Consider the following 21457-nt stretch of genomic DNA (forward strand, 5'->3'; position numbering starts at 1 on the left):
AAATGGCCGTTGCACGGTCGTTTCTTTAATGCTTTTACACAAAACTCGTATTTTGTACATATGTAGATAAAGTTATTTAACTACACTCAATCGATTTATCACTACCTACCCGACAGCATTACCCCAGATACTCCCCTTTAGCTTAATGAAAACGGAAGCCGATTATCTGGTCGGCTCCTATTCAACTCTATTATTTAACTAATCTCTGGAAAACGAATCATAACGGTCGTACCACACCCTACCCCGCTGCTAATGTGGACAGAACCTTGATGTTGATCAACGATCCAACGCGCAATCGATAGCCCTAGACCCGCTCCATGATCCCCTCTATTTCTAGAGGAATCTCCTTTGTAAAAGCGATTAAAGATGAGTGGCAATTCGTGTTCCGAAATACCCACTCCGTTATCCTTGATGGTTACGAGAACTGATTTCCCCTGCCTAATACACTCAAGATCGATTTGCCCATCCGACTGTGTAAATTTAATAGCATTGTCCAACAAAATCATGAACAATTGTATGAGACGATCCTCATCTCCATTTATGAGAAATTCCGGGCCTTCGACATGAAGCTGTAACCGCAACTGCTTGTAATCCATTATCGGTTCCATATTTTTTGCAATCTCTTTAATAATCCCGTCAACTCGCACAGGGTTGTATAAGATGACTTCCTCATGAGAATCGCCTCTTGTCAGAAGAAGCAGCCCGTCTACCATGTTGCTCATTCTTTTGGTTTCTTTCAGAATGGCTGAAATTGGAGCGCTTTCTTCCTCAATCGTATGATCGGGATGGCGTAACAAGATTTGCGTTTGCCCTCGGACGACCGAAAGCGGACTCCTCAACTCGTGAGAGGCATCTGCAACGAATTGCTGCTGCTTGTCCCAAGCCTTCTGAATCGGAATGAGCGCCCGTCTAGCCAATGCGTAACCTGAGATGATAGATAATAACGCGCCGATGCCGATTCCGATACTAATACTCCATAATAACCGATTCAAATAATACATCTCGGCAGAAATTTCCGTAAATATCTGAACTGTTTTTAAAGGTGTGTTAGACAGCTCCTCGACTACTGGCAAATTGCCTTGATAGGGTCTGCTCACGAATCGATAGGTTTTCTTACCCACGCGTATCGACTCGGGTCCCATGTGGTTTTGTTTTTCCCGAAGCATTGAACTCAATAGAATATATGGCCATTTATAATATACGCTTTGAATCAAGGTACCGTTGGAATCCCAATAAAATGCCATCATAAAACGTTCCGGATCCTTCGAATCAATGCTAGTGACTTTCTCCCCGTTATTTAGAGAAGTTTGATACATGTTGTCAATATTAAACACCAGCTGACGGTCAATGTCGGAATAGATCCGATAGCGAGCCAGCCCGTATAACGCTCCCCCCAGCATGATGAGCAAGCAAAATACGACCGTGCTGTTCCATATCGTCATTCGTACTAGCGTGCGTTTAATCATACCGGGGTCTGCTCTCCTTTTATTTGGCGGATTTGATGTATTGATTCACTTGCTGCTCCAATATCGGAAATGGCATATTACCGTTTCGAAGAAGAACGGAATGAAATGCCTTGATATCGAAGCGATCCCCGAGTTCGCTTTCCGCCTTCTCTCGAAGGGATTGAAATTGCTCCGATCCGATTGCATAGTTTCCTTTTTGTCCCGGATAGGCAATGACACTGTCGATAAAAGCATCGTCCCCCATTCCGATGACACTCACCAGATACTCATTAGCTTGTTCTCTTGTCCACTTCAGCCCATGGATACCCGTATCTATCACGGTACCTATGGAAAGATTTGCCAAACGGATTAGTACCTTGTTCCGATCAAGCAAGCCCTTCTCCGCGCATAAGCTTTCCATATAGACCGCCCATCCCTCTACGTATCCATGCGTCATCGTTATTTTGCGGATTAATGGAATGGTTGGTTGATCATATTGAATCGAAAATTGAAAGTGATGTCCTGGAATACCCTCATGCAACGCAAGCATTTTAACCATTTCTTCGGAGGTCGGGTTTTCGAGCGGAATGACAAATCTCCCGCTCCTATCACCATCTATAGATAAGGGGATATACATTCCACCTGCCGACGCGAAAAGAGCCGAATACGGTCGCACATCTACTGGATGGTTCGGGATAAGCTCCTCTTCAAACCAATCGGACAAGTAGGGCGTGGCATCCGACAGACTGCTATTTAACGCTTGCAGTAATTCATCTCCGGTTAGGAATCTGGCTGCAGATGTGGTCTGTGCTTGACCCGAAGCCCCACTTCTTAGCTCCTTCACGATCTCTTCTACCTTGCGTTTAGCGATCTCGTGCATTTCCTGAGGACTGAGGTCCGTACCCGTAGTAAGTTTGAGCCTTGCAGAATAATACTCGCTGCCGCCCGGCTGACTCCAGATTCCTTGGCTCACGGGTGCTTGTTTCATAAGATCGTTCTCGATCATATCGGCAAGTTTGCCGTAAGAAGCCAGTACATGATCGGTTAGGGTTTGCGCTAACGCTTTTTTTAGCTTCTCCTCTTCGGAGAGATCGAGTTTTAACTCGGTTAATTTCTCTGCATATAAACTGTACAGAATCGTTTCTTCCGGTTCCGTATCTCGCAAATTGCTGTAACTCGTAAGCATTTCCTTAAGAAATTCAGAAGCAGGGACAATACCTTTCGCCCGTCTGTCTTGGATTCTATCTATGACATGCGCGACTTTATCCGAAAATCCGTTTAGCGCAACGATATAATTTTTTGCATCTGCTTGATTGCGAATCGGATAGTTGTTCGCGAAAAACGGCGGAAAAGTGGATAGGGAAAGGTAGTCATTCGTGTCCAAATCCCAATATTTATATACTTGCAGCTCCGCGCTCAGGTTCCATTTGAGGATATCGTAGGTGAGTTTGTCTTCCGGGGAAAGCTTGGTAGAATCATAGTCATTCAATTTTTTAAGAAAACCATTTCTCTCTTCGTTTAATTGTTCGTAATCGGCATCCGACAGGTCCGTAAGCTTAGTGGGATCCCATCGGATTCCCTCCACATTTTTCACGTCAAAATAAAGCTGTTTCTCAGGGTCATGCTTAAGCGTATCAATCGCCATCTTCTGAATCATGGTGCCGAAGTCCTCTGATTTATGTTGATCCGGCCATAACAAACCACCTACAGTCAGCAAGACAAGTAGTCCTGCTATCAATAAAATAGTCAATCTGGTGTTCTTAAACATCTGTCTTACAAGGTTCATGCATTAATCTCCCCTCTATAGAGTATAAGAAGAATATATAAGATGAACCTTTGATTTCCATTTGAAAAACTACTCGTTTATTCTAAGTATGTAGCCCAAACCTCTTACGGTTTGAATATATTGATCGGCATGCCATGAAGACAGCTTCTTCCGAAGATAATGGACATAGAGCTCAACGATGCCAATTCCCGCTTCCGAATCGAGTCCCCAAATTCGGTTATAGATTTGCTCCTTCGTCACGATCTGCTCTTTATTCATGAGCAGGTACTCAAGCAGCTCATATTCCTTTTCTGTTAAAGTCAGCTCTTCTCCTGTGACCGTTATTGCTCGATTTCTAACTTGAATAGCAATCGGCCCGTAGCTAATCTGCTCTTCTTGATTAACCTTGCCATAACGGCGCATCAGCACTTTAGCTCTGACGATCAGCTCTGGAATCTCGAATGGCTTCACCACATAATCGTCCGCTCCGATCGTTAACCCCTTTACCCTGTCGTTTAATCCGTCTTTTGCCGTCAGACAAAGAATCGGGGTATCAACTCTTTGCTGCCTCAGCTCTTGGATGAACGTAAATCCATCAACCTTAGGCAGCATAATATCCAAAATAATTAAATCGAACTCGCCGTACAATGCGTGATGCAGGCCCTCTTCTCCGTTATGACACTCCGTAACTTTATGCCCTTCATCCTGCATAACTCTTGCAACTGTATACGATATTCCAATATCATCCTCTACGATCAACAGCTTCATAAGTTCCTCCATGGATGAACAAATATGGGATAGTGTAACATATTTTAATAGGTCTGTGAGTCTGTTACTAATAATATTTCCACTTACTCTTACCGGTCTAGCAATTCCTTGCCAGTATTTTTTTAAATACAACTAGATAATACCAATAATTATTTCGAATACACCATTAAAAGCAAACAAAACATCACAAGCCCTTCAAATTATCCTACCGGTTAGCTGATTGCATTAGCTGTAAACTTCAGTTAGATACTTATCTAATCGGGAATCGGCACATGTTCTTGTCCTTGGCTCGGGACAAGAACATGTACCGATAAAATAAAAAAGCCGCTAAATTAGCGACTTTCAATGGGAGCATGTTCTTGTCCCTCGACAATAACGTTCTTTAATCAGAGGACAAGTCCCCCGACAATTCTGTTAGCTGAACAATGGCAGCCGATCACGTTGGTTAGCTGCCTCCATTGTTTTATTGAGCTATCGTTTCCCGTTAGTCCAGTTCAGTAACCAACAATCTCTTCGCTTCGAAATGTATCCTGATAAGTGTGTCCAAAGTGATTTTTTTGCCATGAATTAAGAATTCTTCGAATCAATTACCCGTCATCTTATATTTCTCCTGCTGGTCAAACCATTTGAAAAATGCTTCTCCTGTCGGCTCCAACATACGATGAAGTGTGGGAGTGACGACAAACAATCCGCCTTCAAAATCTATCAGGCTGACAAGTGAATCCTCTGTTATCGAGACATCTATCCCTGTAACGTCCACATAAACCTCGTAATAGAAATCTTCCTCCGGAGCACCTCCGTTGTTATGCGCTCGAATTCGCAGATTAGATTGATCAATACCTTGCGATAATGTCCAAGCGATCATGACGTCAAATGCTTCTTTCTTTACTTGGTGCCAGTTCCATCCCTTCGTGCCGACAGCCTTGTAATATGCTGCTCGGTAAGGTTGAAGTTCAATAATTTCTTTTGTTTCTGTTTTGACGGGTTCGATTGGGATGTAAATATCCATTTCATGCTTTTCAGGTGGTATACCGAGATGGGTAGCACAACGCATATCATAGTGTTCCATGATTGGACCGGGAGCTGTTTGAAACGACGAGCTTGGAAACCATTCCTTGAAAATATGGTCATACGTTCGTCCTATCGACTCCCCAACTGGTCCAATCGCTGTGAACCTGGCATATTTCGTTTTAGGGATGAGACGTGCTATGGTCCCTGACGGTACATGGTCTACGCTTGTCACTTCGATCCCGATAAAATAAGTGTACCCGCTTTCGTCTCGATCTACAGTCAGTGCATAATCAATTTCTTTTTCTGGCTCAACCCGCAAATGTGCGATATTGCCGAAAGTTTGTTGCCATTCATAGAAATACTGTTTCCACAGATCGGGCGAAGATACACCATCTTCAAATCGGCATTCTATCCCAATTAGTTTCATCGCTGGTTTTGTTACGATCATCGTATGTGGCTTGGTTTTTATCAAGGCTTCAGCTCCCTGTTGCTGCAGTGCGAGATTAACAGCGTGGAATGTAGGCAAAAGAAACCGTCCCCTCCGATAGTTTTCTGGTGTTATTCCATACACGCGTTTGAAAGCTCTTCCGAATACATCATGGGATTCGAAGCCGTAGTCATATGCGATCTCCGTTATTTTATCATTGCTATTCCTTAATCGTTCGGCAGCAAGATCTAATTTGCGACCGCGTACATATGACATGACGGTGAAGCCGGTGTACGCCTCAAACACACGCAAAAAATGTGACTTAGAGAAGCCGGCTAACGCTACAAGCGACTCACTCGGAATGTCTTCCTGCACATGCGATTCGATATAATTAAGTACGGATTGAATTCTTTGCTTATAGTCCATGGATGTGCACCTCCATGGCGTTCATTGTAGCATGGAGAACAATTGGTTTCTCGATGTTTTTTCTCATATCGGCGGAGAAACACGGTTAGTACGTAATCCTGCCCGTTAACTTAATGAAATTGCATGGAAACCCAGTTAGATACATATCTAATCGGTAATCGGCTCATGTCCTTGTCCATTTCGGCAATCGGTACAAGTTCTTGTCCTCGACTCGGGACAAGAACTTGTACCGATAAAACAAAAAAGCCGCTAAATTAGCGACTTTCTATGGGACTAGTTCTTGTCCCCCGACAGGATGACAAGAACTTGATACATTAATGACAAGAACTTGATAACATTCCCCACCCACCTCCGTATTACTCCAGGCGTACATAGTTCGTATTACTGTGTAGCGATGCAAGAATATGATTGTAGTTAAGTTATTCGTTATAAAAAGAAACGGCCATCCGGGGAAGGATGGCCTTAAAACTTGCCGTTGATATCGCGGTGACTCTTATCATAAATATAATGCATTGTTACACTATCCTACCTGTTCGTATAATGAGGTCACCAGAACTTACTGGTCGACCTCCTTTTTGTGTGGTCATAAGATTGAGATGGCCGGAGATCGAACGTTTCTGCCCATGGGATTTGATCCCGAGAGCGATACCCAGGTGCAGTTCACTGTTGGGTGGCTGCCTTCGGCTATCGTGTCCAGTTAGCGTAATAAGTCCCTGCAGAGACATGGTCAATACGTAGCTGTTAAGACTAATGGTATCATTACGAATCAGTGACTAATCAATTCACCCAGATCTGGCGGACGACGAAAAAGTGTTGCCTGCTCGAAACTATAGGCGATGCTTATTAACGTGGGCTCACTGAAAGCCCTCCCGGAAAAGACAACACCAAATGGACCCTGCGTCGAATCTCCATCCGCATCAATTGTTCCTTTGGCTGAATAACCGGCGGGCACCGTTATAAGGGGATACCCTAATCTGGCAGCAATGTACATACCATCAATATCACCGGGTAGCATTAATGCATCTAAGCCGTGTTGATCGAGTGCATAGTCAATTCCTTGCGATACTGTCGGATGGTTATATTCTTGACGTTTAAGTTGATAGGTTGTCTCGTTTAGTGCATTTTGTTCCGAGCGAATCAGATTATCTTGGCCAAACTTCAATGAGGAAGCAGCGTGCTTCTGATTATAAGAAATCAATTCTTGAAGAGAATGCACGGGCATATCCGAGCTCAACTTCGATAAATAGTGATTCAGGCCTGTTTTGAATTCGTAGCAGATAACATCATTGTTCCATGGATGCTGTTCCAAATAGAGGTCCACAGGATCGATAACTGTAGCACCTTGCTCACGTAGAACATTAATGGCGGATTCCATGATTGAAAGTCTTTCTTCATCCAATGAATCATAGTAATGTCGGGGAATCCCAATGCGAGCTTTACGCAGAAAGTCTCGGTCGAGATAAGTTGTATAGTCTTGAGAAGTACGTTGCGGGCTAGTCCATGTTGCCTCATCGTTTTCGTCAAAACCGACGATTGCTCCAAGTAGAATCGCTGCATCAGTGACTGTCTTGGAAATTGGTCCTGGTGTATCCTGACTTATGGAGATTGGGATTATGCCGCTGCGGCTCGTAAGCCCTATAGTAGGCTTTATTCCAACGAGAAGATGTTGGCTGGCCGGCCCAATAATCGAACCTGCGGTTTCTGTTCCTATCGCTGCTGCTGCCAGGTCCGCAGCTAGTGCTGCAGCAGATCCTGAACTTGACCCGCTGACGAAGAGCTTGCCAGGTCCATATGGATTCAACACATATCCACCCCTAGAACTGAATCCAGCAGGCATACGGCTGGACATAAAATTCGACCACTCGGTCATATTTGCCTTACCTAGAAGAACTGCGCCAGCAGCGCGGAGTTTTGCGGCAATAAACGAATCTTCAGGAGCAAACGACTCAGCCAATGCGATTGAACCAGCGCTCGTATGCATTCGGTCGTGTGTATCGATGTTATCCTTGAGCAGGATTGGTATTCCGTGAAGAGGCCCCCGACTACCTGTTGTTTTTAGCTCAAAATCGAGACTCCTTGCGATTTCAACCGCATCTGGATTAATCTCTAATACAGCATTGATCAAAGGATTATACCTATGAATTCTTTCGATATATGCTAGAACGAGGGCTTCGGAGGTACATTCACCCGTAGCCATTGCCTTTTGAATGCTGACCAAATCAGCGTCCTGAATCCAATCTTGCAAGTTGATGCTCATATATTAAGATACCCCCCAGTGATGGTAAATTATAGGACAATAATAATACGGTAACATTCTGTCTTACTACGTGTATAGGTAAAGTTTCGATATAATAAAAAAGTATCTTTGGGCATTGCAGGAGAGCTTATACATATCCGAACATCAATATTGTATCTAAAGAAAACTGCCCGTAAGCACAACGAGGCTACCGATCATGACGGCAGCCTCGTTTAAGTTAATTATTAAGTTATAGTTTCCCGTTAGCGTAATGATATTAATCTCAGTTATTCTTTGCGTTAAGGAAATCATCAATTAGTTCAATTAGATGGGGATTCTTTGTATGTCGACGATAAAAAAGAATTGATTTGGACCATATGGTCCTGTTTTCCTTTTGGATCGCTGTACGTTCTCTATCTTTTTCAAGACAAGTTATTTGTTCTGAAGACATAATATGTACTTCCATTCCGTCAACAAAGAAGTTGAATTGCCAAAACCCGCCTTTATTTATTGGACTAGGATTATATTTTTGAAATAACTTGTGGGCAATCTCAAAGTAATCCCACTGAATCATAATATCTAGATCATCCATTTCAAAATCTTCAATACCATGTACAAAAAGTGAAGTTGAAGCATCGAAGCTATACGGAACATTTCCATCATCAAGGTCTTTAACGACTCTAAAAACTAATTCCCACCACTTATTTGACAATGCATGATCCATTTCAACTCCCCTATTCGTTAAATTAAGCCAATCAATGAAGGCCTCCTCAGTTACCTGTATTCTCGAACTTTGTTGCGTAATCCTGCCCGTTAGCTGAACAAAAGCAGCCAATCCACGTTGAACGGCTGCCTTCTAGGTTTTTATTGAGCTATCGTTTCCCGTTAGTTCAATGAATGATTAACAACATGAAAACCAGTCACTTTGTATCCGTCAAAATTAGCTTTAAAAGTAATTTGAACTATACCCGAGTAAGAATTTGTAATAACTCGTCCCACTAGTATGAACTCATGTTGAGGATAAGAGTTCGATTTCCTCAAAGGTAAGATATGCTGTCTATCGATGAGAAAGTTACTAGCATACTCTTTCCTAAGTACGTCCATGATCTTTGGACGAAGTTCAAAAATAAGAACTTCTTCCAAGCTCTTATGTTGAAAGTCGACATTATTCATAGTTGGCGACTCATCGCTGTATGCATCAACACCATCCAATATTGTAAAGTTGATTACCCCTATGGCCCAAATCAAAATAATACATCTCCACCACATGAGAAATATCCTCCATTATTTTTGGCTATTTTGCCCATACAGTTTCAAACTATACTGCCCGTTAGTTGAACAAAAGCAGCCGATCCACGTTGATCGGCTGCCTTCTTATTTTTATTGAGCTATCGTTTCCCGTTAGTTTACACTAATGCGATTTTGTTTTCACTATTCGTATTACCATCTACATTGCTTTAGGCTTTCCCTTTCTGGTACATTGCTTTTTTTTCTAACTTTAATGATTTTTATTCCGTTCTCAGGTGTATCGATTAATGTGAAAGTGATTCTTTCATATGAAGGAGCGTGATGTCCTGAATAGTTTAATGCACTTGCAATAACTAAATGTCTTCGTGTATTGCGGTTAATTCGCTCAACGCTATCTATCCTTGGACACATTATAAAATCCGGAAAGTCCTTCTCGATTACAGAAAAGTATCTTGTATACAATGTTTCCTCCAGAAGTTCTTCTTTAGTTGGTCCAACAGGTTCATACTTCCAGCCTACAATGATCCAATCATAAAGCTCTTGCGAAGTTAATCGGATTTTATTTTTGTTCTTTGTAAGTACAATTTCACCATCAACGGCAGTGCATCTCTTGATAAGATGACCCTTACATTTATACGCTGGCTCTAAAGTTATTAGATCACCGTTGAATCATGTTTATTTTTAAAAGTAATGGAACTTTATCAGCTTCTAACTCAGTTGCCTGTTCGCTTGGACTTGAAGTATTGATCCAATTAATAACCCTTCGAATAATCCTTTCGTCATATCCATCTGTCATTCTGAAAATCCTTGAATTAACTGTTCCCTTTAAACGAATTACTTGTATTGACGAAACTTCACTATCAGTTAGTTTTATTAAATTTGTTCCGTCACTAGCTTCTGCTAATAAATGTGTTGAGGAAATTATTCCAATAAGCAAAAGGAACACAGTTAGTTTCGTTTTCTTCAATTTTCATCACCTATGGATAACCTCACCATTTTTTTGGAAAAGTATGTACCCATAATTCAAACGTTTCATTGAACTATCCTGCCCGTTAGCTTAATGAAATTGCATGGGAACATAGTAAGTACTTATCTAATCGGGAATCGGCTCATGTTCTTGTCCATTACGGCAATCGGTACAAGTTCTTGTCCTCGACTCGGGACAAGAACTTGTACCGATAAAACAAAAAAGCCGCTAAAATAGCGACTCTCAATGGGAACAAGATCTTGTCCCGCGACATTTTTAGAGTCTTCCCTATTGCGGATCTGCCATAATCTATTAAATTCTTCTATAACAGCTTGAGCTGAGATTCCAGATCAATAATGCAGTTGAACTATCTTTCGCATTAGTCATATCGATCCGGCACATATATCGGTGAATACCAACCGCCTGTTCAATCAACCGCAGGGTATTCCGCAGCTCGTCTATAATGACGTCGGCATCGAAAAACATTTATAAAAATTCTCTTCCTTAAAAATATTGGGCAACTATAAGACCAACAATAATAACAATGATTAATACTAAAGTGCCTTTCCAACCTAAACTACCTACTAAATCGACTAAACTACCATACTGAGCCCTATCAATTCCGTCTTTCATATGACCAAATGGATTATTTTTCAATTCTTCTTGTCTTAGTCTTTCTCTTGTTCTTTCAGGAGTTTCATTATCTTTGCTCATTATTTACCCCCTAGGTAAATAATTTTAATTAGATATCCAATACTACTATATTGATGAAGTAATATAATTATAACATTATTATGTTATTTAATAGGAATTAATTGTGAAATTGCATGGAAACATGATTAGATATTCATCTAATCGGTAATCGGCTCATGTTCTTGTCCTTTCAGCGACTTTCTATGGGACCAAAATCTACTTCGAAATAAATGTTTGGTGTTTGATTATGAACTCAGGTTTCGTTAAATACGCCATGTAATTTATCGCTCCATTAAAGTCCAAATATGCCTGATAGTGGGTGCGAATAGCGGGGTGTTCAATGAAATCAAGAACTTTATCCTTCGCCACCCAGCGACTATCGGTTGTTTCCTCAGTAACAGCTAATAACTCCCCACCAACAGGTTTACATACGAAATCAAACCCAACTTGCGTAGGAACATCAGTCACACCATCATACCATTTAAAAATCCCTGTATTTGAATAGACACCAATTAAGTAGCTAACCGTAGTGTCAATTCCACTTTCCTCTTTGATTTCGCGAATCAAACCATCTATCAGATTTTCTCCAACTTCCACTTGTCCACCAGGGTATACCCAACCACCGTCACGAGTTTTTACTAAAAGTATATTTCCTTGCCCATCTTCTACAAATCCACCTGTGGCAACGATATGCGTTGGAAATGGCATATTACGACCTCCTTATGCAGTAATGTTTGTATATTTATTCCACAGCCTTCTCGCACTACCCTGCCCGTTAGCTTAATGAAATTGCATGGAAACATAGTTAGATACTTATCTAATCGGTAATCGGCTCATGTTCTTGTCCATTACGGCAATCGGTACAAGTTCTTGTCCTTGGCTCGGGACAAGAACTTGTACCGATAAAATAAAAAAGCCGCTATTATAGCGACTTTCAATGGGACCATGTTTTTGTCCCTCGACATTTTTTGTTTTGACAAGAACTTGATAACATAAATATAAAAAGCCGTAATCAGCTGCTTCTATTGTACTATGTTTTTGTCACCTGACACTAGCTTAATGAATTAGAGGAGAGATAAGTAGTTAGATACTTATCTTATCGGTAATCGGCTCATGTTCTTGTCCTTTTGGCAATCGGTACAAGTTCTTGTCCTCGGTCTAGGAAAAGAACTTGTACCGATAAAACTAAAAAGCCGATAAATTAGCGTCTTTCAATGGGACCATGATACTTGTTCCCCGACATTGATTCAATTACCAGAACCGTTACCAGGTAAAAATCCCATGGCAAGTAACGCAATATATTCTGCCTCTTTTGAAACCTGATAGTCATTTAATAACTGTGCTCTAGCCCAAGATGAAATGCCTGCATTATTAGTGTATGGGCTTGTTCCCGTTAACAAGTCGAATAAGTAATTATAACGGTTTTCTCCCATGATGGATACAAAGTCGTACCGATCCCGTATAAAATTCTTGTATAACTGATAATTTTTATTATTTCTGTTGGACTCCGATTTTTCAATGGCTTCATCCAATAAATCTTTCAATTCTTTTTGATCCTTGGTTTCAAATGCAAAATGTCCACTTGGATCAATATACCTCAACGGATTATTATGCACATACGTATACAAATTTTGGCTCAGGGGATTCGTCAATGTCCCTTCATACGTATCCTCGCCCATAAACCGTGCCATCCCCGGATCGTACCAGCGGGCACGCAGGTACTGCAGGCCCGTCGTTTCATCCCAATACTCACCAGCGTAGCGCATCACGTTCGGGACGGTTTCTTCGGTTTCAACCGGACCACCCCAAATATCATAAGAGTAACTGTTTAGCTGCTTACCCTGCTCATCCACCAGACCAACGACATCACCGTGGCAATTTAGCTGTCGCTGTGATACGCTTCTACGCCTGTCTCTAACGTAAGTAAAAACCACCGCCATGCAATCTGGATCGGTGGTCTCTGCTTCAATTATTTAACGGCAAGCCAGATTTCATTCGTGGAATTCGGACTATTGAGATCGGGACTAATATAAGCCTCTATAGCCGGAAGTTCAGCAAGCATATATCCGTTAGAAGGGATCCATTCCAAATAGATCTGTTTCCAGGCATTTACAATTGCAGTCGGAAAATCCCCCTGCACCTCAAAAACTACCCATTTCGATGGAGGGAAATCAAAATACGCTAAACCTTCCGGCACATCTCCGACATGTTCAGCAGCAATCCAGTAATCAGTCATGCTTATCTCTTCTTTATAGATGCTCATCCCCAATAAACCTTTTATCTCACCGTTGAGCATTTGAATCAACTTGTTGGCCGTTCCGTTTGTGTTCACTTCAGCCCAAAATTCTGGAATACCCGGACCTTCCGCCTTCTCGCCGCAAGGAAATATCCGTTTTAAGCCTACTACCTGGAAAGTCTCTCTTTCAACAATGCGGTAGTTCATGGGTTCTGCTCCTTTCAAACTCACCTGAATCGTCAGGCGGTTATAAGATTGCAGCTTTCCGATCCCTTTTCGAGCTTCACTTGGAGTAATGCCATGCTGTTTACGGAAAGCTTTTGAAAAAGCTTCGGGAGTTTCATAGCCGTACTTATAGGCAAGGTCAATAATTTTACATACCGTGCTGGTTAACTCTTGTGCCGCTAACGTTAAACGGCGTCGCCGGAGGTAATCACCGACAGTTAAATCTGTCAATATCATAAAGGTACGTTGAAAATGAAAAGGAGATAAATTCGCCTGTTTGGAAATCACTTCAATCGTCAGTTGCTCAAGCAGATTATCTTCCATGTAATCGATTGCCTTCTGCAATGATTCGACCAATGCCATAAGGTTCAACTCCCAATTTAAATGATACTGACTCAAGGAACCCAAATCCTGTCTTCTCATGCTCTGTGATGACAGTACTTTTTTGCACAAAATGTTAGTTTCCGACTGTTGACCTGTCAATAGTTATCTCCGCTTTCCACTTTACCACTATTTGTGATACGGTTCTCCGCGCTGTCTGTAGCGGCAAGTTTTAAGGCCACCGCAAGGATGGCCTTCTCTATGAACCAAAATGCAAATAACGCTCAACTATCGTACCCGTTAACATTCCTGTAGGTGCTAAGAGATTCAATTTGCATAAAAATAGTCGCCTCGCTAGGATGAGTATGTACTGGGTTGCAGCCCTCAGAACTCACCTTAGAAGGCGTTATCATGAAGTCTAGACTAATTAAGGCACAAAATCAACGTGTAGAGCGAATCACCACTTCCACTCTTGTCATTGGCATTGACTATGGTGCTATAAAATGTCAAGACAGTTTTTTTGGATATAGTTAAGGTGTGAAATTGTTCACAAGATATACTGAGATCTGCGGTTTAAGGCCGTTGATCTTCTGAATCGGTTTGGAATATTATATATATTACCAGTTTCGAAGTACACCGGTTGTGAGCGTAGCCCAAGCGTAGGCGCGGGAGTTTTTTTTCTCTTTTATTTACTTGTGGGTGAAAGCAGGACCTCTTGGTTATACACAACAGCCGGCGTATGATTCTGTAAAGATTGGTGAGGCAAGTAATGATTATGTAGATGGATGTAACGTTCTACACCCTGTCTGGTCTCTCGCGGATTGGCACAATCGTTAATATAGACTTCATTGTATGCCCGTTAGCGAAATAAAAAATGAAGCAGTTGCCGTCGGCAAGATTGCTCACTTTATTTGTTGAACTAAAGTGGTCCGTTAATTTAGTGATTACTTTATTAAGAATGGGATAATTGAATCAATCTGTACACCTCTTGATGCTTTTATCAAAATCACATCATTTTTCTTAATTGCTGCATTTACCGAATCCGGACTAGCATTCCAAGCATCGTTAATTATGGTAAATCCCGATGGTGAAGTAATCTTCTCTAATCTCATATCAGGCAATTTCAAATGAAGAAATCCTTCATTAATTTCTGCAGGGTTTAAACCCAACCTTAGAGCAATGGCTATTGTAGCAAGTGCGTTATTAATATTATGGGCACCGAGAAGTGGAAGGTTGTAAATATCGTTTGCAACAGAGAATTGGGAACCATCGGAGTTTGATAATGCATACTCGACGCTCACATCATTAAAATCCCCCTGACCAAAACTAATGGTTTCTAATGAGCTATTTTTTTTAATTTTTAAGAGTTCTTTAGTTAATAATGGCTCGTCACCGTTGAACACGAAACATCCACCACTCTTTAGACCTGTAACGATTTCTAATTTTGCTGCTGCTATTGCTTCTCTAGAGCCGAGGCTTGATAGATGGGAAACCCCTATCATTGTAATTACAGCTATGTCAGGATTGGTAATACGAGAAAGTTGCTCAATTTGCCCTCTTTCACTCATTCCCATCTCAATTATTGCAATTTCAGCATCTTTTTTTATCCCTAATACCGTTAATGGAACACCTACTTGACTGTTTAAATTTCCTTCTGTTTTATAAACTCGAAATTTTGTCTGTAAAACAGAATTTAGCATCTCTTTTGTAGTTGTTTTACCATTACTACCCGTAACACCAATAACTTTGACTGGTAATTCTCGTCTATATTGTGCTGCTAATTTTTGTAAAGCTTCTAAGCAATCATCTACATAAATTAACGGTAGATGATCTGGTGGGTTAGGGTGATCCTTTTGCCAAAAAGAAGCAATCGCTCCTTTGGTTATTGCTTCATTAACATAATTATGCCCATCTAACTCCCTTATAATTGGGATGAATAAAGGTTCTGGAGTCAATAGACACTCCTTGAATCAAAAGTCCCTCAAGCTCCAAAGATAACCCAACGCCTTCAGACATTCGTTCAATAACTTTGAGTTCATGTGTAATCATCATTGCACCACCAAATAATTTAAATTTTTATACCCAGTGCTTTCAATACTAATACTACCTATTCTAGATAATGCCATGTGTGAGAAGAGATCAAAAGATCCATCACTAAGGCTTTTTCTTTAAAGGGTGGTTCTTAATCAACTATCCTCCCTTTAGTTGAGAAAAGTCTGCCGGTCATCATAATCAGCTGATGCTTAAAATTAGCGGTGCAACTTGTTTTTATGTCTTACAATTAACAAGGAAACAGTAAGCATGAAAAATTCTCAACCCTACCGCTGCAATTCACATGGTAATCTCCATTCCATGCATCAATTTGTTGCACGGAATAAACAACATAAGCTAACCAACAAACCATCATTGTATAACCAATTCTAAGAGTCATCTATACTATGACGTCCCAAAAAAGATCACCGCCTCCCTCCATAAATAGAAGTCAGCGGTGACATTTTTAAATTCCTGATGTTGCCTTATACGTAAAATTTACTTCGAAATAAATGTTTGGTGTTTGATTATGAACTCAGGTTTCGTTAAATACGCCATGTAATTTACCGCTCCATTAAAGCCCAAATATGCCTGATAGCGGGTGCGAATAGCGGGGTGTTCAATGAAATCAAGAACTTTATCCTTCGCCACCCAGCGACTATCGGTTGTTTCCTCAGTAACAGCTAATAACTCCCCACCAACAGGTTTACATACGAAATCAAACCCAACTTGCGTAGGAACATCAGTCACACCATCATACCATTTAAAAATCCCTGTATTTGAATAGACACCAATTAAGTAGCTAACCGTAGTGTCAATTCCACTTTCCTCTTTGATTTCGCGAATCAAACCATCTATCAGATTTTCTCCAACTTCCACTTGTCCACCAGGGTATACCCAACCACCGTCACGAGTTTTTACTAAAAGTATATTTCCTTGCCCATCTTCTACAAATCCACCTGTGGCAATGATATGCGTTGGAAATGGCATATTACGACCTCCTTATGCAGTAATGTTTGTATATTTATTCCACAGCCTTCTCGCACTACCCTGCCCGTTAGCTTAATGAAATTGCATGGAAACATAGTTAGATACTTATCTAATCGGTAATCGGCTCATGTTCTTGTCCATTACGGCAATCGGTACAAGTTCTTGTCCTTGGCTCGGGACAAGAACTTGTACCGATAAAATAAAAAAGCCGCTATTATAGCGACTTTCAATGGGACCATGTTTTTGTCCCTCGACAGTTTGTGTTGTGGCATATAGCTTTTACATTCCGACAACATCGGTCGCCCATTCCATCGCATAATGCTGAGACCTTGATTAGGGTAACAATTGTCAACTGCTGCTGCTCCTGCCTCGTGAGCAAAAACTGCTATTCCGACTTACCACTTTAGCCTCTGCTACTTGTGATTGAGCCAATGTCTCAACGTGAAACATATCATTGTCGATCTTCATGGGACCTCCCTTTTCAGCAATTATGTTAGAAACCGGCTCGCAAATAGCCTCACAACTTAATGTCACCCATTTTGGCAATCGCCGTTCCCCCACATATGACTTCTTCATAAATTATGATTAATTTTATTTCTGAGGAGATGTGAAGATGAAAAAAGGAAAGCACTCACTCAAGAAAGCACACCTTTCACAAACCACCGATCGTTTTCAGCATCGGATGTCTGGCAACACTTCCATTAATGTTGGACATCGACATCGCTTTCGCAATTTAACCGATCGCTTTATTCCTGGTATTGGCACACATCGACATTCGTTTAATGGGATTACTCAAGTAGCTGACGGACATCGACATCGCTATTCGGGTATAACTGGAGCAGCAATCAATGGTCAAGGACCTCGTCACTTCCATCGGTTCCGTCAAATGACTCAATTCGCGGATGGTCATAGACATCTTCTTTCTGGCAGAACGAGTGTGCCGATTCGAGTAAGCGGTTCTACACTTCATCGTCACGGGATTATTATTGAAAACATTAAGCGCATGTAAATATCCTGCCCTTTAGCTATTGAGATTGCATGGAAACATAGTTAGATACTTATCTAATCGGTAATCGGACTATGTTCTTGTCCATTACGGCAATGGGTACACGTTCTTGTCCCGAGCCAAGGACAAGAACGTGTACCGATAAAATAAAAAAGCCGCATTTTTAGCGACATTCAATGGGACTATGTTTTTATCCACCGACATCTATATATCCTCTGACGGATGACAAGAACTTGATAACATTCCCCACCCTTCTTGACTTTCATAGGATACTGTTGGTACAAGCCTGAGTAATTGAGTTAATCTATCCTACCGGTTAGCTTAAAAAGGGAACTGATCACTCTGATCAGCTGCCTACTTTACTTTATTTAACTATCGTTCCCCGTTAGTTGATCCAGTACCTTATCTGGCATCGATAAAAATATAGCTTGTTCACCATGAACATTCAATATCATGATATACACTCGAAGATATTTCAATATAAATTACGAGACAAAGAACAAAATTCAAACCATAAAAAATCCGCGTAAAACGCGGACTTAAATGGATATGTATGATCTTTCCTCTAACAAAAATACTATGCAAGTGGCAATAAACTTTCCTATCTATTATTGAGCCCGCTATCGTCCTTAGTCGTGCGATTGTAGACGACGGTTTCTTTGGTGCCGTCCGCGTATTCCAGGTCAACTTCGTCGATACGTATTGAATCCAAAGCACCTTGATACGTGAAGAGCTCAAACACACCGAGTTCTAACCCCGGTATGACCGGACCGACATATTGAAGATTGAATGAGTTCTTTCCGGAGTGCTCATCATACGAAGGGTCTCCTACGGGATTAAATGTGCTGACCTTCACGGTATAGTAGTTGATCGTTTTGCCGGTCAAATTATCGACGAGCCACGTCAGCGTGATACCGTTCGCTGAATTGACACTGTATCTGAACTCTCTTGGGTCGCTGAAACGATTCTCCGCTGTCACTCGGGTAGCTTCGGGTTCGTCGTTGGCCGTTTCGTTACCTCCTTGATTCTGAGCCGTGGAAATCGTTGCGCCTTTTTCGCCATCTCCGTTGGAAGGTTCGTTTTCGGCATCCACTGTTTGCCCAGCTTTAACTATAGTTGGTTCACTCCGACTATAACCCAAGTCTTCCGCGAAATACACACCGCAGCTGAACGCGATGATAATAGATATTAGAAAAGATAAAAAGATATTCAATTTTTTAGCCATGCTGATGTCCTCGCCTTTTCCGTTATTTGTTTTATAATAACAGATCTAGGTCCAATAGGACAGACAGAAAGTAGTAATATCGAACTATGATTATATAGTAAGACCTAACTCGCAACTCCTTGTTCCTTCTTCTTACATGGAATTCCTGCGAATCGTGAATTGTCCTCTTCCATATCTCCATAATGCCCATGTGTATAAAGAAGCATGGCATTTGCAGGGCTCTCTACTTGTAGGGTTGGTTTATCCTGCTATTTTCCGCCTACACTTCGAATTTCCAGCACTCTAGTGATTTGATTAAAGTTCAAAACAAACCTCCTGCCGGATGTGAAGCCAAAAAATGCGGCAGTTCTACGACTCGTTTCAAATCCATCACTAAATTCCGCTTCACCCTCTGTGAAAAGTCGAGCCTTCATTTTCTTTTCTAGGCCGGCCCTTCTTACCGTTAGTACAGTATTGTCTGCAGGCAAATTGAGTGCGTTGCTAATGAGCCCAGCAGCCAAAAATACATTGTCTCTATTAACATCGACTTGTTCAATGCTGAACGGCGCGGTGGTCTGAGTTCTTCTAAGACTTATGGTTAAAACATTCGTATTTGGGTCAAATTCCAATGTATACAAAAATCAGCGATTAACCAGTCCAAACATTCTTGCGGTTGACGGACTGACATCCAAAAAATTGTTAAACTGTTCTCCTGGACAATTTTGTCCGGCTTCGGCATTTATGGTGACACGTTTTCTTACTGATCTTCTTTGGAATATCGCAGAGATTCCATTAGGAATTTGAAGTAGTGAACTACCGCCTTGAGCACATCCGTCTACAAAAACTACGTTATTCGGAACCGATCTGTTAATCCTTACGATAACTGTTCCCCTGACCAATATAATCATCCTTTCCCGTTGATCCTTTTGAATGAAAATTGGTTGGATAACCACCATGGCATATTATGCAAATCAAACAGCGTGTGTTCTAGTTGACAAGAGCTTGATATCATAAATGACAAGAACTTGAAATCCATTCCCTCCATCCCTCGAATCCGGGATTAAGTAATTGTCATCGGCGCTGACGTCAGCAACTCCCGAGAACCGGAATGTTTGTAACACAAAACTACCTTAACTGCCCGTTAGCGCAACGCGGCTGCCGAACTAAGCTTGGCAGCCGCGTTTTAGTTATTTATTAAACTATAGTTTCCCGTTAGTTCAATGGAAAAAGGTCACCCTACCCCACTGTAGACAGTATCTGTAGCAAAGTTCCGTAGTCTTGTTCGATTCGTGGCATCTACTTGTAAATCGTATATGGTTCACTACGGACGGACTCCCCAGTGTAAATTAATTGTTAATCACTCATCAAATGTCTGGAATAATAACGGCTCTCCGTTTATGTATGCTCTCAATATGGACTGAGCATACGACTGCTCTTCGATCAGACCTTCCGTCTCCAACTCGTTCTCCGCATGGAAACTGTAGGCTTCGATGATTGCCATGATGAAGAAGCACTCCAGCATCGAAATCGTATTTTCGCTCAATTGTCTGACCTTCACATAGCCTTCGATAAAAAGTTTTCTTTGATGTGGCCGAAGTCCCATGACCGCTTGCGCTATATCATAAATATGGTAGCCAAAGCCGCATCTACCGAAATCAATAGCAAACGGTCGATCGTCACAAAACACGATATTCCCATTATGCAGGTCTGCATGAATAATCCCGTAATTTTGTGCATGAGGTGTGAAGGTGTGGATTTGATCTGCAACTTTAGCAGAAGCTTCTGTATACAACTGGAAAGCTTCTTCTGTTATGAAATGATTATGATGCTGCTGTAAATGCACCCAATCCCGGTTAAAGCTCTCTCTTCCCCAAGTTGTACGAGTAAAAGTGTTACTGGGAACAAAATCAACGCTCGCTCCGTGAAGGTCCGCCATCAATTTCCCCATCGCTCGAATATTATCCTCGGTAAGTACTTTTTTATCTAAACGATCCCCTTCGATCCATCTCATCAAGGTCGCATAATACTCCGCATTCCCATCCGTTGTAGCAACGGTAATAAACTCACCATTTCGATTTAGTACACCATCAGGTACAATAAGCCCCTTACTTCTTAAATGGGCTAACCACTCCAGTTCTGAAATCACTTCAGCATAAGATTTATTCCATGTATGAATTCGCAGTAAATAGGATTCTCCCTCACTACTCTGAATACGAAAAGTCACATGTTCAGAAACTTGGATGAAATGGATTAAACTCCAGTCAACATCATAGTTTTGCAAAGCATATAGCGCTGCTTGTTTCGTTTGATTAAGCGTAAGTCGGCGATTGATATCTGTATCCATCTGAAAACCGCTGTTCATGTCGTTTCCCCTTAATAGTTAAATGAGTTTTAGTTATTACATCGATATGGCATTGTTCTTTCTTGTTCTGGTGAATAAATTTCGTAAGTACCTTTA

Annotated in this window: 16 protein-coding genes; 1 reads left to right on the forward strand and 15 read right to left on the reverse strand. The window is 41.4% G+C overall.

Annotated features, from left to right (window positions below; all coding sequences use genetic code 11):
• Positions 1-194: 194 nt before the first annotated feature.
• From NYE54_RS16645 to NYE54_RS16705, 13 genes are all read right to left on the reverse strand, one after another.
• A complete protein-coding gene (locus NYE54_RS16645; RefSeq protein ID WP_339273305.1) occupies positions 195-1466 on the reverse strand; it encodes a HAMP domain-containing sensor histidine kinase in 1272 nt (423 codons plus the stop codon).
• A 19-nt stretch (positions 1467-1485) separates the two neighbouring features.
• The gene (locus NYE54_RS16650) at positions 1486-3231 is read right to left on the reverse strand and encodes a DUF885 domain-containing protein (protein ID WP_339273306.1); all 1746 of its coding nucleotides are present in this window, start codon (positions 3229-3231) and stop codon (positions 1486-1488) included.
• Between the two features lie 69 nt (positions 3232-3300).
• Complete coding sequence (locus tag NYE54_RS16655) at positions 3301-3978, reverse strand: response regulator transcription factor (protein WP_339273308.1); 678 nt, start codon at positions 3976-3978, stop codon at positions 3301-3303.
• A 583-nt stretch (positions 3979-4561) separates the two neighbouring features.
• Positions 4562-5842: an AraC family transcriptional regulator gene (locus NYE54_RS16660; RefSeq protein WP_339273309.1), complete on the reverse strand. Its 1281-nt coding sequence runs from the start codon at positions 5840-5842 to the stop codon at positions 4562-4564.
• A 766-nt stretch (positions 5843-6608) separates the two neighbouring features.
• Positions 6609-8099 (reverse strand): amidase family protein, encoded by a 1491-nt coding sequence (locus NYE54_RS16665; protein WP_339273311.1) that lies wholly within the window; start codon positions 8097-8099, stop codon positions 6609-6611.
• 262 nt (positions 8100-8361) lie between these two features.
• On the reverse strand, positions 8362-8802 hold the full coding sequence (locus NYE54_RS16670) for a hypothetical protein (RefSeq protein ID WP_339273312.1): 441 nt from the start codon (positions 8800-8802) through the stop codon (positions 8362-8364).
• 1182 nt (positions 8803-9984) lie between these two features.
• Positions 9985-10293, reverse strand: coding sequence for a hypothetical protein (locus NYE54_RS16675; protein ID WP_339270570.1), 309 nt, complete (start codon positions 10291-10293; stop codon positions 9985-9987).
• 504 nt (positions 10294-10797) lie between these two features.
• Positions 10798-11007, reverse strand: a complete 210-nt coding sequence (locus NYE54_RS16680; protein ID WP_339273314.1) for a DUF6366 family protein — start codon at positions 11005-11007, stop codon at positions 10798-10800.
• A 195-nt stretch (positions 11008-11202) separates the two neighbouring features.
• On the reverse strand, positions 11203-11694 hold the full coding sequence (locus NYE54_RS16685) for an NUDIX domain-containing protein (protein WP_339273316.1): 492 nt from the start codon (positions 11692-11694) through the stop codon (positions 11203-11205).
• A gap of 539 nt (positions 11695-12233) precedes the next feature.
• Positions 12234-12839, reverse strand: a complete 606-nt coding sequence (locus NYE54_RS16690) for an RHS repeat-associated core domain-containing protein (protein ID WP_339273318.1) — start codon at positions 12837-12839, stop codon at positions 12234-12236.
• A gap of 116 nt (positions 12840-12955) precedes the next feature.
• Positions 12956-13810, reverse strand: coding sequence for an AraC family transcriptional regulator (locus NYE54_RS16695; RefSeq protein ID WP_339273320.1), 855 nt, complete (start codon positions 13808-13810; stop codon positions 12956-12958).
• Positions 13811-14712: 902 nt separating this feature from the next.
• Positions 14713-15723, reverse strand: a complete 1011-nt coding sequence (murF, locus tag NYE54_RS16700; protein ID WP_339273322.1) for a UDP-N-acetylmuramoyl-tripeptide--D-alanyl-D-alanine ligase — start codon at positions 15721-15723, stop codon at positions 14713-14715.
• 574 nt (positions 15724-16297) lie between these two features.
• Positions 16298-16789: an NUDIX domain-containing protein gene (locus tag NYE54_RS16705; protein WP_339273323.1), complete on the reverse strand. Its 492-nt coding sequence runs from the start codon at positions 16787-16789 to the stop codon at positions 16298-16300.
• A 613-nt stretch (positions 16790-17402) separates the two neighbouring features.
• Between NYE54_RS16705 and NYE54_RS16710 the strand changes: the two genes are divergently transcribed.
• Positions 17403-17798 (forward strand): YmaF family protein, encoded by a 396-nt coding sequence (locus NYE54_RS16710; RefSeq protein ID WP_076323484.1) that lies wholly within the window; start codon positions 17403-17405, stop codon positions 17796-17798.
• Positions 17799-18396: 598 nt separating this feature from the next.
• Here the strand turns inward: NYE54_RS16710 and NYE54_RS16715 are convergent.
• On the reverse strand, positions 18397-19020 hold the full coding sequence (locus NYE54_RS16715) for a hypothetical protein (protein ID WP_339273326.1): 624 nt from the start codon (positions 19018-19020) through the stop codon (positions 18397-18399).
• A gap of 1336 nt (positions 19021-20356) precedes the next feature.
• The gene (locus tag NYE54_RS16720; RefSeq protein ID WP_339273327.1) at positions 20357-21361 is read right to left on the reverse strand and encodes a phosphotransferase; all 1005 of its coding nucleotides are present in this window, start codon (positions 21359-21361) and stop codon (positions 20357-20359) included.
• Positions 21362-21457 lie beyond the last annotated feature (96 nt).

It is taken from the genome of Paenibacillus sp. FSL K6-1330 (assembly GCF_037976825.1).
GTDB lineage: Bacteria > Bacillota > Bacilli > Paenibacillales > Paenibacillaceae > Paenibacillus_AQ.

Bases quoted from the DNA above. Each gene is read 5' to 3' on its own strand.
- NYE54_RS16645 (WP_339273305.1), bottom strand. From the start codon at position 1,466: ATGATTAAACGCACGCTAGTACGAATGACGATATGGAACAGCACGGTC.
- NYE54_RS16650 (WP_339273306.1), bottom strand. From the start codon at position 3,231: ATGAACCTTGTAAGACAGATGTTTAAGAACACCAGATTGACTATTTTA.
- NYE54_RS16655 (WP_339273308.1), bottom strand. From the start codon at position 3,978: ATGAAGCTGTTGATCGTAGAGGATGATATTGGAATATCGTATACAGTT.
- NYE54_RS16660 (WP_339273309.1), bottom strand. From the start codon at position 5,842: ATGGACTATAAGCAAAGAATTCAATCCGTACTTAATTATATCGAATCG.
- NYE54_RS16665 (WP_339273311.1), bottom strand. From the start codon at position 8,099: ATGAGCATCAACTTGCAAGATTGGATTCAGGACGCTGATTTGGTCAGC.
- NYE54_RS16670 (WP_339273312.1), bottom strand. From the start codon at position 8,802: ATGGATCATGCATTGTCAAATAAGTGGTGGGAATTAGTTTTTAGAGTC.
- NYE54_RS16680 (WP_339273314.1), bottom strand. From the start codon at position 11,007: ATGAGCAAAGATAATGAAACTCCTGAAAGAACAAGAGAAAGACTAAGA.
- NYE54_RS16685 (WP_339273316.1), bottom strand. From the start codon at position 11,694: ATGCCATTTCCAACGCATATCGTTGCCACAGGTGGATTTGTAGAAGAT.
- NYE54_RS16695 (WP_339273320.1), bottom strand. From the start codon at position 13,810: ATGGCATTGGTCGAATCATTGCAGAAGGCAATCGATTACATGGAAGAT.
- NYE54_RS16705 (WP_339273323.1), bottom strand. From the start codon at position 16,789: ATGCCATTTCCAACGCATATCATTGCCACAGGTGGATTTGTAGAAGAT.
- NYE54_RS16710 (WP_076323484.1), top strand. From the start codon at position 17,403: ATGAAAAAAGGAAAGCACTCACTCAAGAAAGCACACCTTTCACAAACC.
- NYE54_RS16715 (WP_339273326.1), bottom strand. From the start codon at position 19,020: ATGGCTAAAAAATTGAATATCTTTTTATCTTTTCTAATATCTATTATC.
- NYE54_RS16720 (WP_339273327.1), bottom strand. From the start codon at position 21,361: ATGAACAGCGGTTTTCAGATGGATACAGATATCAATCGCCGACTTACG.